Annotated in this window: 8 protein-coding genes; 5 read left to right on the top strand and 3 right to left on the bottom strand. The window is 41.3% G+C overall.

What is annotated here, in order from left to right; translation table 11 throughout:
- Nucleotides 1-83: 83 nt before the first annotated feature.
- The 3 genes from HC965_RS22630 to HC965_RS22620 all read right to left on the bottom strand — a co-directional run bounded on the left by HC965_RS22630 (nt 84) and on the right by HC965_RS22620 (nt 2,325).
- Nucleotides 84-476 carry an HIT family protein gene (locus HC965_RS22630; RefSeq protein ID WP_073343729.1) on the bottom strand — a complete coding sequence of 131 codons (393 nt, stop codon included), beginning with the start codon at nt 474-476 and terminating at the stop codon, nt 84-86.
- A gap of 51 nt (nt 477-527) precedes the next feature.
- On the bottom strand, nt 528-992 hold the full coding sequence (gene greA / locus HC965_RS22625) for a transcription elongation factor GreA (protein WP_191033606.1): 465 nt from the start codon (nt 990-992) through the stop codon (nt 528-530).
- A 181-nt stretch (nt 993-1,173) separates the two neighbouring features.
- Entirely contained in the window at nt 1,174-2,325 is a 1,152-nt protein-coding gene (locus HC965_RS22620) for a DUF4369 domain-containing protein (protein ID WP_191033601.1), read from the bottom strand.
- A 196-nt stretch (nt 2,326-2,521) separates the two neighbouring features.
- On the opposite strand from HC965_RS22620, the gene pnp reads away from it, so the two are divergent.
- The 5 genes from pnp (at nt 2,522) to HC965_RS22595 (ending at nt 13,378) form a co-directional block, all read left to right on the top strand.
- Nucleotides 2,522-4,648 carry a polyribonucleotide nucleotidyltransferase gene (pnp, locus tag HC965_RS22615; RefSeq protein WP_191033600.1) on the top strand — a complete coding sequence of 709 codons (2,127 nt, stop codon included), beginning with the start codon at nt 2,522-2,524 and terminating at the stop codon, nt 4,646-4,648.
- Between the two features lie 144 nt (nt 4,649-4,792).
- The gene (locus HC965_RS22610; RefSeq protein WP_191033599.1) at nt 4,793-5,353 is read left to right on the top strand and encodes an RNA polymerase sigma-70 factor; all 561 of its coding nucleotides are present in this window, start codon (nt 4,793-4,795) and stop codon (nt 5,351-5,353) included.
- A gap of 340 nt (nt 5,354-5,693) precedes the next feature.
- A complete protein-coding gene (locus tag HC965_RS22605; RefSeq protein WP_191033598.1) occupies nt 5,694-8,648 on the top strand; it encodes a hypothetical protein in 2,955 nt (984 codons plus the stop codon).
- 208 nt (nt 8,649-8,856) lie between these two features.
- Nucleotides 8,857-9,795, top strand: coding sequence for a FecR family protein (locus HC965_RS22600; protein WP_191033597.1), 939 nt, complete (start codon nt 8,857-8,859; stop codon nt 9,793-9,795).
- 181 nt (nt 9,796-9,976) lie between these two features.
- Nucleotides 9,977-13,378: a TonB-dependent receptor gene (locus HC965_RS22595; protein WP_191033596.1), complete on the top strand. Its 3,402-nt coding sequence runs from the start codon at nt 9,977-9,979 to the stop codon at nt 13,376-13,378.
- Nucleotides 13,379-13,391: the final 13 nt, after the last annotated feature.

Genomic DNA, 13,391 nt, shown 5'->3' with positions numbered 1-13,391 from the left:
TAAATCACAAAAAAGAGACAAAAAAGAAAAAAGTTAGAGGGTACCCTTTTCGGACACCCTCTTGCTTATTTTATCATCATGTTTTATAGAGAGGAGTTGATTGCTTGTGCTATGGACTTGAATTCTTCATCCGATAATTTCAGCTTCGGATTCGAGAACAACATATCCGATTCCTTCTGAATGGGAATCAAATGAATGTGTGCGTGAGGAACTTCCAGTCCGATAACAGCTTCGCCTACCTTTTGGCAAGGGAAAGCCTTTTCGATGGCACGGGCTACTTTCTTAGCAAATACATGCATAGCAGCCAGGTCTTCATCGCTCAAATCGAAAATATAGTCTACTTCCTGTTTGGGCACCACCAATGTATGTCCCTTTACCAACGGGTTGATATCGAGAAAAGCAAAAAACTTCTCGTTTTCCGCTATCTTGTAGCAGGGGATTTCGCCTGCGATGATTCTGCTGAATATTGTTGCCATAACTTTTATTGATAAAATAAGGCAAGCCTCATACGAAGACCTGCCTTAACGTTAAATTGATATGTTTACTACTTCCAATGCAATTTGACCCTGTGGAACAGTAATTTCTGCTACTTCACCCACCTTCTTGCCAAGTAAACCCTGTGCAATCGGAGTGTTAACGGAAATCTTTCCTTCTTTCAGGTTAGCTTCGCTTTCAGAAACGATGGTGTATGTCATCTTCATTCCATTCTTTACATTCTTCAACTCTACTTTATTTAAGATCTGTACAGAATCAGTTTTGAGTTTGGATTCATCGATGATTTTTGCATCTGCGATCACTAATTTCAGTTTGTTGATACGCATTTCCAACATTCCTTGTGCCTCTTTGGCTGCATCGTACTCTGCATTTTCCGACAAGTCTCCTTTATCTCTGGCTTCGGCTATTGCCGCAGAGATCTTCGGGCGTTCCACTGTTTCCAGTTCTTTTAGTTCCGCCATCAGTTTCTTGTAACCTTCTTCTGACATATAAGCCATGATGTTTTCCTCCTTTAATTGTTTTAAATGGTCATATAAACAAAAAAGAATTCCAACATGTGCCATGCTGGAACCCTCTTCTCATTATTTCTTTGCAAAGATAGCCTTTTAAGTGATACGTGTCAAGTGGAAAATGATGCTATGTAACATATTTAAAAGAAATATGCTAAATTATAACAACTTAGAGCAATGACTTGACAGCTGCTTCCAAATCCTTGATATCTTCGCCACGAAGCTTCAATTCGTTGTTACGATTAATCAAAAAGATAGATGGTACCTGACGAACATTATATACGGCTACGTTCGTCGAATATACTCCGTTTCCATCGCGTACACACACCCAGGGAAGGTTGTCGGCCGATGTTTTCCAGTAGTGTTCATCCGCGTCGAGAGATACCTGGTAGATTTCCAGTCCACTCTTTGCGTATTCATTATATAGTTCACGAAGCATCAGGTTATGAGGAGCTCCGGCAGGCGACTGGAATACGGAGAAGTCGAGCAATACGACTTTACCTTTCAGGTCAGTCAGCTTGCGTACATTTCCTTTCACGTCGCGCAAGGCAATGTCGATAATCCCCGTTTCTACGATTTTTTCCTGAGGGATTTCCAACGCTTTCGCTTGCGGCTGGCGTGTATTCTTCATTCCTTTGATTACAATATTATAAAGGTTCTTGGAACGCACGGCATTCGGGAATGCGTTGTTGAGGCTCGTGGCTACAGCGGCAAAACACTTCACGTCATCTTTATTGTTCAACGGGTCGAATATCAGATAATTGTTGAGCTTCTGGAATAGGGCAAAGTAAGCGGCTGCCGTGTTTGGAGCGGCAAAAATATAGTTGACTTTTACATCTTCCTTATAATTGCTGAGCAGTGTCGCCAAGCTGTCTTCAAAGACATCGTGACCGATTTTGTTGCTGCGCAGTGCGCCCAGCAAATCATCCACATCTTTCTGAAGCTGGATCTGTTTCTGCGTCAGTTCCTTTATCTTGTTGCTGTTCTCCGAACCTTCCACGGTATAAGCGGTAGAGAAATCTACATACGGTGCTTTGACCTGGATTGTTTCGATAGAGTCTACAGAAAAGTTGATAACTTTGTCGTCTACCCGCAAGCGATAAAATTCGGGTGATTCGGGACGGGGTTGCTTGAAACTGAATGTACCTTCCCCTTTCAGCTTAACAGAATCAAGCGGAACAATACCTTCCAGACCGGAAGCCTCAAGATAAAGCATTTTACCGTCGGCTCCTGATACATCCCCGTTCACCTGGAATTTAGGACCGGAACTACAAGCTGTCATAGTAAGTGCGGCGAGCGCTGCAAAAGTAACCTTTTTCATATAGTGTGTGTTATTTACGAGATGCAAATATACTTCTTTTCGAGATTAGTCAAAGCATTTTGCTGTGTTCTTCATCCTATTTTTGAAAAAAAATCAGTTAGTAACTAACTTTTTACCTCATTTCCACCTGATTACAACGATAAATGTATATCTTTGCAGGAATTTTGAAAGAAAAAGTATAGATAAAACAATTTTTATGATTAACCCAATTGTTAAGACGATCGAGTTGGCAGATGGAAGAACCATCACACTCGAGACGGGAAAGTTGGCAAAACAGGCAGACGGTTCTGTAATGCTACGCATGGGCAACACCATGTTATTAGCTACTGTTTGTGCCGCTAAAGATGCAGTTCCCGGAACAGATTTTATGCCTTTACAGGTAGAGTACAAAGAAAAATTTGCGGCATTCGGCCGTTTTCCTGGTGGTTTCACCAAGAGAGAAGGTAGAGCTTCTGATTATGAAATTCTGACTTGCCGTCTCGTTGACCGTGCTCTCCGTCCTTTGTTCCCTGATAATTATCACGCAGAGGTATATGTGAACATCATCCTTTTCTCAGCTGATGGTGTAGATATGCCGGACGCATTGGCAGGACTTGCAGCTTCTGCAGCGCTTGCCGTTTCAGATATTCCATTCAACGGACCTATCTCTGAAGTACGTGTAGCACGTATAGACGGTCAGTTCGTTATCAATCCGACTTTTGACCAACTGGAAAAAGCTGATATGGATCTTATGGTTGCCGCTACTTATGACAATATCATGATGGTAGAGGGTGAAATGCATGAAGTATCCGAAGCTGAATTGCTGGAAGCAATGAAAGTGGCTCACGAAGCTATCAAGGTTCATTGCAAAGTACAGATGGAGTTGACAGAAGCTGTTGGCAAAACTGTGAAACGTGAATATGACCATGAAGTAAACGATGATGATTTGCGTAAGGCAGTTCGTGAAGCATGTTACGACAAAGCATATGCTGTTGCCGCTTCAGGAAATAAGAACAAGCACGAACGTTTTGATGCTTTCGAAGCTATCCGCGAAGAGTTCAAGGCTCAATTCTCTGAAGAAGAATTGGCAGAAAAGGCTGCGCTGATCGACCGTTACTACCATGATGTAGAAAAAGAAGCAATGCGCCGTTCTATCCTTGACGAAGGTAAGCGTCTCGATGGTCGTAAGACTACCGAAATCCGTCCTATCTGGTGTGAGGTTGGTCCTCTGCCTGGTCCTCACGGATCTGCTATATTCACTCGTGGTGAAACTCAGTCACTGACTTCTGTTACGCTGGGTACCAAGCTCGACGAAAAGATTATCGACAATGTTCTGGAACACGGAAAAGAACGTTTCCTGTTACATTATAACTTCCCTCCTTTCTCTACAGGTGAAGCAAAAGCACAACGTGGTGTAGGCCGTCGTGAAGTCGGTCACGGTCACTTGGCATGGCGCGCTTTGAAAGGACAAATTCCTGCTGACTATCCGTATGTAATACGTGTGGTTTCAGAAATTCTCGAATCTAACGGTTCTTCTTCTATGGCTACCGTATGTGCCGGAACATTGGCAATGATGGATGCAGGTGTGAAAATCAACAAACCGGTGTCAGGTATTGCTATGGGATTGATCAAGAATCCGGGAGAAGAGAAATATGCCGTATTGTCTGACATTCTTGGTGACGAAGATCACCTGGGTGATATGGACTTCAAGGTAACCGGAACAAGAGACGGTATCACTGCTACTCAGATGGATATCAAGGTAGACGGTTTGTCTTACGAAATTCTGGAAAATGCTTTGAATCAGGCTAAAGAAGGACGTATGCATATCCTCGATAAGATTACCGAAACAATCGCAGAACCGCGTGCTGACTTGAAAGACCATGCTCCTCGCATTGAAACGATGACCATTCCTAAGGAATTCATCGGTGCTGTGATCGGCCCTGGTGGAAAGATCATCCAAGGTATGCAGGAAGAAACAGGTGCTGTGATTACTATCGAAGAGATTGATGGTATGGGACGCATCGAAGTTTCCGGAACAAACAAAAAATGTATTGATGATGCAATGCGCATGATTAAGGCAATCGTTGCTGTTCCTGAAGTGGGTGAAGTGTACAAAGGTAAAGTTCGTTCTATCATGCCTTACGGTGCGTTTATCGAATTCTTGCCGGGCAAAGACGGTTTGCTGCACATTTCAGAAATTGACTGGAAACGTCTTGAAACTGTAGAAGAAGCCGGAATCAAGGAAGGTGACGAAATTGAAGTGAAATTGATTGACGTCGATCCAAAGACAGGCAAATTCAAACTTTCCAGAAAAGTTTTGATGCCAAGACCGGAGAAAAAGTAAAAAAGTGATAGCTTTTATATGACAAAGGATAGTCCGAAAACTTAGTTTTCGGACTATTTTTTTGTCTTAACTTTTGCTTTTGTGAAAAAGTTTGTGTTCTTTTGTATCAAGAAAGAAGTCTATAACCTCTAAACCTAATGCGTGATGCACATAGCAAACAATATTTCTTCTATTCAACTTTTTTCTGAATTCTTTCATGAGAATCAGGAGAAGTTCTTGTCGTTCGCCTATTCATACATCCGTGATAAGCAGGAAGCGGAAGATATATTGATGGAATCTATGATTACTTTATGGGAAAACAGAGAAAAATGGGATGAAAATTCTAATCTGCACGCATTGTTATTGACGATCATAAAAAATAAGGCGCTGAATTATCTGGCACATGTGCAAGTGCGCCTTCGTGCCGAAGAAGAAATAAATACGCATAGGCAGCGTGAACTTAATCTTCGTATTTCTACCTTGGAAGATTGTGAACCGGATACTATCTTTAATGCTGAAATACAGCATATTGTACAGAAAGCATTGAAACGTATGCCCGAACAGAGCCGGAAGATTTTTTTGTTAAGCCGCTATCAAAATACTCCGAATAAAATAATAGCTGAACAGCTTGACATTTCTCTTAAAACTGTGGAGTTTCATATCACTAAGGCATTGAAAATTCTGCGTACTGAACTGAAAGATTACCTGGCTTCTATTCTTCTTTGAACAATAAAACCAGAGTTGGAGGATATATTCACTAGAGCCCTTGAAGTATGACTGCTTAGGGCTTTTTTATATATAAATGTGTGGATTTGCATTTTGTCAGTTTCTAATATCGGAACCGGAATTACCTTATTGATTCGATATGAGTAAATAATCGTATTGTCTAAACGTGTATTTTGCATTTTGCAATACAATCTTCTTTAATTTGCTTAATCAGTTGTTATTCAGCGTTTTTATTGCCTATATCAGAAATGAATATAATTCATTGAGTTGCCCAAATTCACGATATTTGTACTCTGAGAATAGAGAGAGTTTAGATGTTGTGTAAAAGGGAACAGTTTTTATGATGAAAAGGGAAAATAGAATATATAGGAATTGGTTTTATTTGTTGTCGCTGATTATTTTTTCTTCTTCTTGTATAGATGAGACATTCACGGAGAATACTGTGGAAGGTACATTTATAACCGTAAGAGGAATAACACCTCGCAGTAGCACTCATGATGGTACGCCGGAAGATCATGTAGTACAGACTCTTCGTATTTTAGCATTCGACATATCAACAGAAAATATAGTAAGCAATGTATCTTATAACGCAGTGAATGGTGACATCATTCGGCATCCTATTAATCCGGGGCCTTATAACTTTGTGTTCCTTGCTAATGAACCTGCCAATATACCGATTCAGAATAAACTGAATGCTATTGAAAATTATTCAGATTTAGACGAGATTGCTTATCCCGCCGACTTTTTTGCGTCAGACCGGATTATTCCGATGATGCAGGAGATTAAGAATGTAACAGTTCTTACCAACGGGCAGGGAGCGACATTAGACGGTGGTACAACAGTGTCTATCTTGCAGCTAGCTCTTGAAAGACTTGGGGTACGCGTAGACGTGGTACTCAAGGCCAAAGATAATTTGAACGGTTCCTTCAATGGAGTAGTATTTAGTAATATCCCGGATCTTGTTCCATTGACCGCTGGCTATAAGGGGACTATTGGACGAAGTGTAACGCGTAAGTTTACCGTAGGAGATGATGGTAGCTATTTTGCCGATGGTACTTCTACTGCCGATTGGACTTGGGAAAAGAAAGTCAATCGTATTATCTTGCCAGCCAATGAACCTCTATCTACTATTGATAAAGACAAAGCTGTGATTTTTACCGTTGATATGGTGGATGAGTATAGTCCGTCTTGTGAATTGGAGATTGGAGCGAATCCGGTAAATTACAGTTTGCCCAAAAATAGCAAGCTCGATTTGACAGGGTATATAAAGGAACCATTGCTTGTGAATGTTATGGCATCCGAATGGACTGACGTTGATGATGACTGGAACATAGCAGGTATCAAAGTTTTGAATGTCTCAACTTTGGAAACTAGTATTACCGATTTTAATGGAGCACGAATCTCTTTTAGTTCTAATATGCCGATAGTAAAGGTGTTGCCTAATGTGTATGTGGGTGCTACGGGAACCGGTACGGCGGAAACTGAAAGGATATTTAATAACCTTGTATTAAGGACGGCAGATGTAAAAGATAATGGGACTACAATAACATCTACTACCTCTCGTTTTTCTTATATTTATAATAAGGCATCTAAATCAGGATCTGGTTATATGGACGTATTATTGGATGAACGCAATGTGGTAGGGACACAAACTTATCGGATTGTTTTGTCCGTTGAGGATGAAGACGGCGGTAAGTTACAAAGAGAAATAAAGGTCAATACCAGTCAATACGGACAACGTTTTATGTTTGATATATATGGAAAAGGATATGTAGGCGCCTTTTTCAGAAATAATGAAATAGGAGAAAGAATTATCACTGGACAACAGAAAGTGATAAGCGGTGCAAGTGCTAATGAACGCCCGGAAGATATCGGGGGACCAAGTCCTTGGCGAGCTACGATAATATCAGGTGGCGGTGATTTCATACTCAGTTCTACCCCAAGTTTTGATCCGCTTGTTGGGACGGATAATCCGGGAGAACCGGAACACTATAAAGTTTTGCCTAATGAGTATAAAGGAGAATCCGGAACTATGGTGACTGGTAGAGGACGTATCTATTTCCGTATTGGTACAAAACAAAAGTACGCTACTGGGACGACCCCGAAATATGGTGTGGTAATGATCGAACCTTATGGCGGTAGATGGGGAACGGAAGATGATCATGTGTGGTATGATTCTCCATATTATATATACGTGCGGCAAGGAGAAGAAGCTGATTATATTATGCGACCCGGTATAGAAGATCCTATAACTAAGGGGCCTTTGTCGGGACAGGCACGTAATTATGCTCGAAAAATCTCACCTTATAATCTGACATCTCCGGGTTATTGGGGAGGTAATAATGACCTATCCACTCCAGTGGGAATAAAGCAGGGAAAGTTTGTGAAATACCCGACACAAGCCGGAGCCTTCTTCCAATGGGGGCTTCCCAGGGACGCTGAGTCGAGCAATTTTCGATTAGCTTATCATCCTACAATGGTAAATTCTAATAATGAGATAAATGGTTGGAATACCGATCTACAGTTTTGGGGGCCCTTCTTACCAGTATGGGGAGCGGCTACTGGAACACCTTCTTCCATGTATGATTATAAGTTTGGTGAAATCTTTGAGACTTGTCCGGAAGGATATCACCGTCCATCTGATGGATATATTGACCAGATTTCCTATAACGGCCCGTATCCTAATTACAAAAGGGGGAGTAGTTATGTTACTGTGAGTACAGATGGGATTGTTAAAGAGGTGGCGCAAACCAATTATAGCAGTCAAATAGCATTTTCTGAATTGCGACAGTCATTATATACGAACCCGTTAAGTGGAGATGCCGGAGTAAATGATAATGTTGGCGCAAATATTGGTGTAACCGGTGTAGTGCGTGAACAGAATTTCTGGCAAGACAACAGCGGGCAGACGAATGAAGCCCAAGGGCATATCACATTCGCCATAGGTCTATATGCTGATGGATTCTTTGATCGCAGACCCATTACCAAGGTAGTGGGTGATAGCCCTTCCAGCGTATCGCCGAACAATGCGCAGGCAGCTTATAGAGGAATCTTAGTATATAATGCTACTAATAATGCCTCTGTTTTCTTCCCGCTGGCAGGAAGACGACGTAGTAATAATGGTGGTTTAGAGTTTGAAGGACAAACTGGTTATTACCATACTGCTTCGATCTTTGAGTCCACAGGTGAAAATGCTCAAAGTTCATGGAGTATGTTTTTGAGTAGATGGCCAAATCCAGGTTTCATGTATCAGGTGCCAAGTTTCGGTCAGTCTATTCGTTGTGTAAAGGACTAAGGGATGATTTTAAAGTAATAGACTTAGCCTTATTTTAAGATACTTCCCCGCTCCTAAATAAATATGAATTTATTCTTTTTGAGTCTAATCCCGTTTTTTTTTGAAAAAAACGGGATTTTTCATTAGGGTTGTCTCAAGCTAACCTGTTTTATATATAGAAGGGGGAGAAAAAGCCTCTTATAAATAGAAACAGAAAAAGACAATCCGCATGAACCAGGAGTTATTACATAAATATTTCAAGGGCAACACTACTGTTGAAGAAGAGAAGCGTATTCTTAACTGGGTGGATGAATCCGAAGATAATCGGAAAACACTGCTGAATGAACGTATGCTATTTGACATTGCCCTTTTTACAGATTCAAAGAGACACAAGAGAGAGAAAGCTGTTGCGGGCGCCCGCCTTATACCTATGTTGAGGTGGAGTGCCCGTATAGCGGCAACTGTTATCGTCGTGCTCTGTTGCGGATACTTATTGAAAGAATACCAATATAATAAGGTAGCACAAACGCAAACAGTGGCAGTCCCTGCCGGACAACGCGCACAGATAACCCTGGCAGACGGAACAAAAGTCTGGTTGAACGCACAGTCCACATTAAGCTATTCTTCCAACTTCGGTCGTAACGACAGAAATGTGGAACTAGACGGAGAAGCCTATTTTGAAGTAGCAAAGAATAAAGAGATACCCTTCAATGTGAATACAGAAACAAATCAAGTGAGAGTCGTAGGAACACATTTCAATGTATGTGCTTATAAAGGAAGTGATGAATTTGAAACGACATTGATAGAAGGTATCGTAGATATCTATGCAAAAGGTAACGAACACCCTTTGGCACGCCTGAAAAAGAATGAATTCTTTGGCTCCTATGCGGGAAAGAATAAAAAGACCGTTTTACCCTCTTATGACTACCTGCGTTGGCGGGAAGGATTATATTGCTTTGATGACTCTGCCCTCGAATGTATTTTCAGTAAACTTGAGAAATACTATAATGTGAAGATCATTGTGGATGATCCGGCATTGCTGAACTATCGGTGCACGGGTAAGTTCAAGGAACAGGATGGCATAGAACATATTCTCAAAGTCATTCAGAAAGACCTTCCCTTTACTTATTCTATCAATGAAGAAAGAGACAGTATTTGGATAAAATAAAAAAAAGAGCTCACTTGATATATACCTTGAATTAGTACTAACCCCTTAAAAACTTAACAATTATGAATTACAGTCAATAACCCCCTTATCAAAAGAATCGGAAAGTACCCCCATACTTTCCGATTCGAAACAGTCAAAAATCGACCTTAATCAATTTATTAACTTAACACGTTGCAAAGATATGAGAAAAATTTCTTTGAAAGGACTTTTTTGTCCAAAAAGTTTAGAATCTAAGCAAATAATACTAACTATGAAGATAACTTTATTCCTTCTTCTGTTCGTAACATTTCAAGCTTATTGTGAGAATGGATATTCCCAAAGTGCAAAAATCAGCATTCCACGTTCAACGCTGAAAGTAAGTGAATTACTCTCTAAGATAGAGTCTCAGACCGATTACCTGTTTGTCTACAATAAAAAAACGGTAGATGTAGCAAGGGTTGTTAATGTAGATGCAAGCAATCAACCGGTATCCGAAATCCTTGACCGCGCATTTGAAGGAACAGGTATCCGCTATGTAATGGAAGGCAATAATATCGTGCTGACCAAAAATCCCGGTGCATCCACACAGCAACAGAAAATAATAACGGTAAAAGGTATCGTGACCGATGCGAGAGGTGAAGTAATCATTGGTGCCAGTGTTGTAGAGAAAGGTACGACGAACGGGACTATTACCGACTTGGATGGTAACTTTACACTGAAAGTGCCTAGTGACGCTGTTATCAATGTTACCTATGTAGGTTATCAACCTCAAAGTATTTCTGTCAACGGACAAGCAAGCTTCAATATAAAAATGGAGGAAGAAGCGATGGCTTTGGAACAGGTTGTAGTTACAGCTATGGGTATCAAGAAGAAAGAAGCTTCTCTGACTTACTCCACCCAACAAGTGGGAGGCGATGAGCTGACACGTGCCAAAGACCCGAATATGATTAATGCATTAGCCGGAAAAACGGCAGGTGTTCAAATAACTAAAAGTGCTGCCGGATTGGGTGGTTCTGCTAAAGTTTCTATTCGTGGTGCACGTTCCGCATTTGCCAGTGGTAATAACCAACCTTTATATGTGATTGACGGTGTTCCGATGCTCAATAACACTACCGAATCAACTGCTACAGTGATGGGTGGCGAAAATAACGGTGTGAACCGTGATGCAGGAGACGGCGTTTCCAATTTGAATCCGGAAGATATTGAAAGCATGAGTATTTTGAAAGGTGCTTCCGCTGCTGCTCTTTACGGTTCGCAGGCTGCCAATGGCGTTATCCTCATAACAACCAAAAAAGGTAAAGCCGGGATGCAAAAAGTAACCTTTTCTTCTAATCTGACAGTAGACCATGCTATTAGTCTGCCAAAATTCCAGAACTCATACGGACGAATCGAAGGAGGAACCAGTAGCTGGGGAAAGGAGGGAAATCTTACGGATTATAACAATGTGGATGATTTCTTCAGTAATGGTGTGACTGCTATCAATACTGTCTCTTTCATGGGTGGCAATGACAAGTCGCAAACTTATTTCTCTTATGCGAATACCACTGCCAAAGGTATTATTGACTCGAACAAACTTCAGAAGCATAACCTTACTTTCCGCGAAACTGCCAGTTTCTTCAATGACCGTTTGAAGTTGGACGGCAATGCGACCTTGATGACGCAGACTATCAAAAATAGTCCTTCTTCCGGTGGATATTACCTCAACCCATTGGTGAATATCTATGGTTTCCCGCGCGGAATGGATATGACTCCTTATAAAGATAATTTTGAACTCTATGATGCAGGACGTAACATGAACCTCCAAAACTGGTATGTGACGAATGAGGATGGTTCTATCAGTGAATGGGATCAGAACCCTTATTGGATAAAGAACCGTGTTACTAACAGGAACAAACGCTACCGTGCAATGGCTTCTCTGACAGCTAATGTGAAAGTAAATAATTGGTTCAGTCTGCAGGCTCGTGGCAATGTTGATTTTGTCAGCGACAAATTTGAGAATAAGATGTACGCTTCCACTTCTCCGAATATTGCCGGAACGTATGACGGATTGATGAATGGACGTTATGTATGGTCTGATAGTCAGAATTTCCAGGTATATGGTGACTTAATGGCCATGTTTAACAAGACATTCGACAAGTTTTCTATCAATGGAGCTGTCGGAACAAGTATCAATGCTACGACGGCCAACTCGCTGATGATTGATTCCAAACTTGCTTCATTATATCATCCCAATGTGTTTACAGTTCCCAATGTCGTATCAACTTCCAAGGCAGCTATTTCCCATACTATCGACTCTAAGCGTACCATTCAGTCAATATTTGCGACAGCGCAACTCGGTTGGGACGAAATGCTTTATCTTGACCTGACAGCCCGTAATGACTGGTCGTCTACACTGGCAAATACGAATAGTAAAAATTCAGGTTTCTTCTACCCGTCTGTAGGTCTGACATGGATTTTGTCCAGAACGTTGAAAATGCCGGACTGGGTATCTTTCAGCAAAGTGCGCGGCTCATGGGCGCAAGTGGGTAATGACTTGCCAATCGGTATCACTAGCCTTGCCGATATTATACAGGCAGGAGGTGCTATTCAGGTGAATGATAAAGAACATCGTGGCGACTTGAAACCGGAAATTAGTACTTCTTTTGAAGTGGGTACGGAATGGAGATTCTTTAATAGCCGTTTAGGAATTGACTTTACCTGGTATCAGACTGATACAAAAAATCAGTTGTTGATGATGCCCAACCCGGCAGGTTCTCTTTACGCTTATCGCTATATCAATGCAGGAAAAATACGTAACAAGGGTTTTGAACTTACTGTTGACGGAACTCCGCTGATGAATGATGATTTTCGTTGGAAAACTTCGGTAAACGTATCAGCCAATCGTAATAAAGTGGTTTCTCTGCATCCCGATTATACGCAGTTCTCTTACGGACAGGAAGGTTTCTCTATGGCCTATCAGATGCGTATTAAGGAAGGCGGCAAGTTAGGTGATATTTATGGCAATGCTTTTGTTCGCAATGATGATGGCTCTATTCAAGTGAATGCTGACGGTTCACCGGTAAATAAAACCGGCAATAAAGACCTTTTAGGCAATGCCAATCCAGATTGTTTGCTGGGCTGGAGCAATACTTTCACATACAAAGGTTTCAGTCTGTACTTCCTCATAGATGCACGTATTGGTGGCGATGTAATGTCATTGACGGAAGCCGACCTGGATTCCCGTGGCGTAACTAAGGCAACTGCCGAAGCTCGTGATCGCGGTTATGTAGAATATAATGGACAGAGATTTGATAATGTAAAAGGCTTCTACGGATCGGTCGGCGGACGTAACGGTGTTTCAGAATATTATATGTATGATGCTACTAATGTCCGTTTGCGTGAATTATCACTTAGTTATGCCCTCCCGAGGACATGGTTGGCCAAGACAAAAGTCTTTCAGGGAATTGACGTGTCACTCGTAGCCCGTAATTTATTCTTCTTCTATAAAGATGCCCCATTTGATCCGGATGCAACTCTGTCAGTAGGAAACAATAATCAGGGTGTGGATGTATTTGGAATGCCGACTACCCGCAATATTGGATTCAACGTTAAATTCACATTCTAACTTTTAAATTATT

Source organism: Bacteroides sp. GM023 (assembly GCF_014750685.1).
In the GTDB taxonomy this organism is placed as follows: Bacteria; Bacteroidota; Bacteroidia; order Bacteroidales; family Bacteroidaceae; genus Bacteroides.
This window is presented reverse-complemented; position numbering and strand designations above follow the sequence as displayed.

Excerpts from the sequence above, each read along its gene's own strand:
- HC965_RS22630 (WP_073343729.1), bottom strand. The coding sequence starts at position 476 with ATGGCAACAATATTCAGCAGAATCATCGCAGGCGAAATCCCCTGCTAC.
- greA (WP_191033606.1), bottom strand. The coding sequence starts at position 992 with ATGGCTTATATGTCAGAAGAAGGTTACAAGAAACTGATGGCGGAACTA.
- HC965_RS22620 (WP_191033601.1), bottom strand. The coding sequence starts at position 2,325 with ATGAAAAAGGTTACTTTTGCAGCGCTCGCCGCACTTACTATGACAGCT.
- pnp (WP_191033600.1), top strand. The coding sequence starts at position 2,522 with ATGATTAACCCAATTGTTAAGACGATCGAGTTGGCAGATGGAAGAACC.
- HC965_RS22610 (WP_191033599.1), top strand. The coding sequence starts at position 4,793 with ATGCACATAGCAAACAATATTTCTTCTATTCAACTTTTTTCTGAATTC.
- HC965_RS22605 (WP_191033598.1), top strand. The coding sequence starts at position 5,694 with ATGATGAAAAGGGAAAATAGAATATATAGGAATTGGTTTTATTTGTTG.
- HC965_RS22600 (WP_191033597.1), top strand. The coding sequence starts at position 8,857 with ATGAACCAGGAGTTATTACATAAATATTTCAAGGGCAACACTACTGTT.
- HC965_RS22595 (WP_191033596.1), top strand. The coding sequence starts at position 9,977 with ATGAGAAAAATTTCTTTGAAAGGACTTTTTTGTCCAAAAAGTTTAGAA.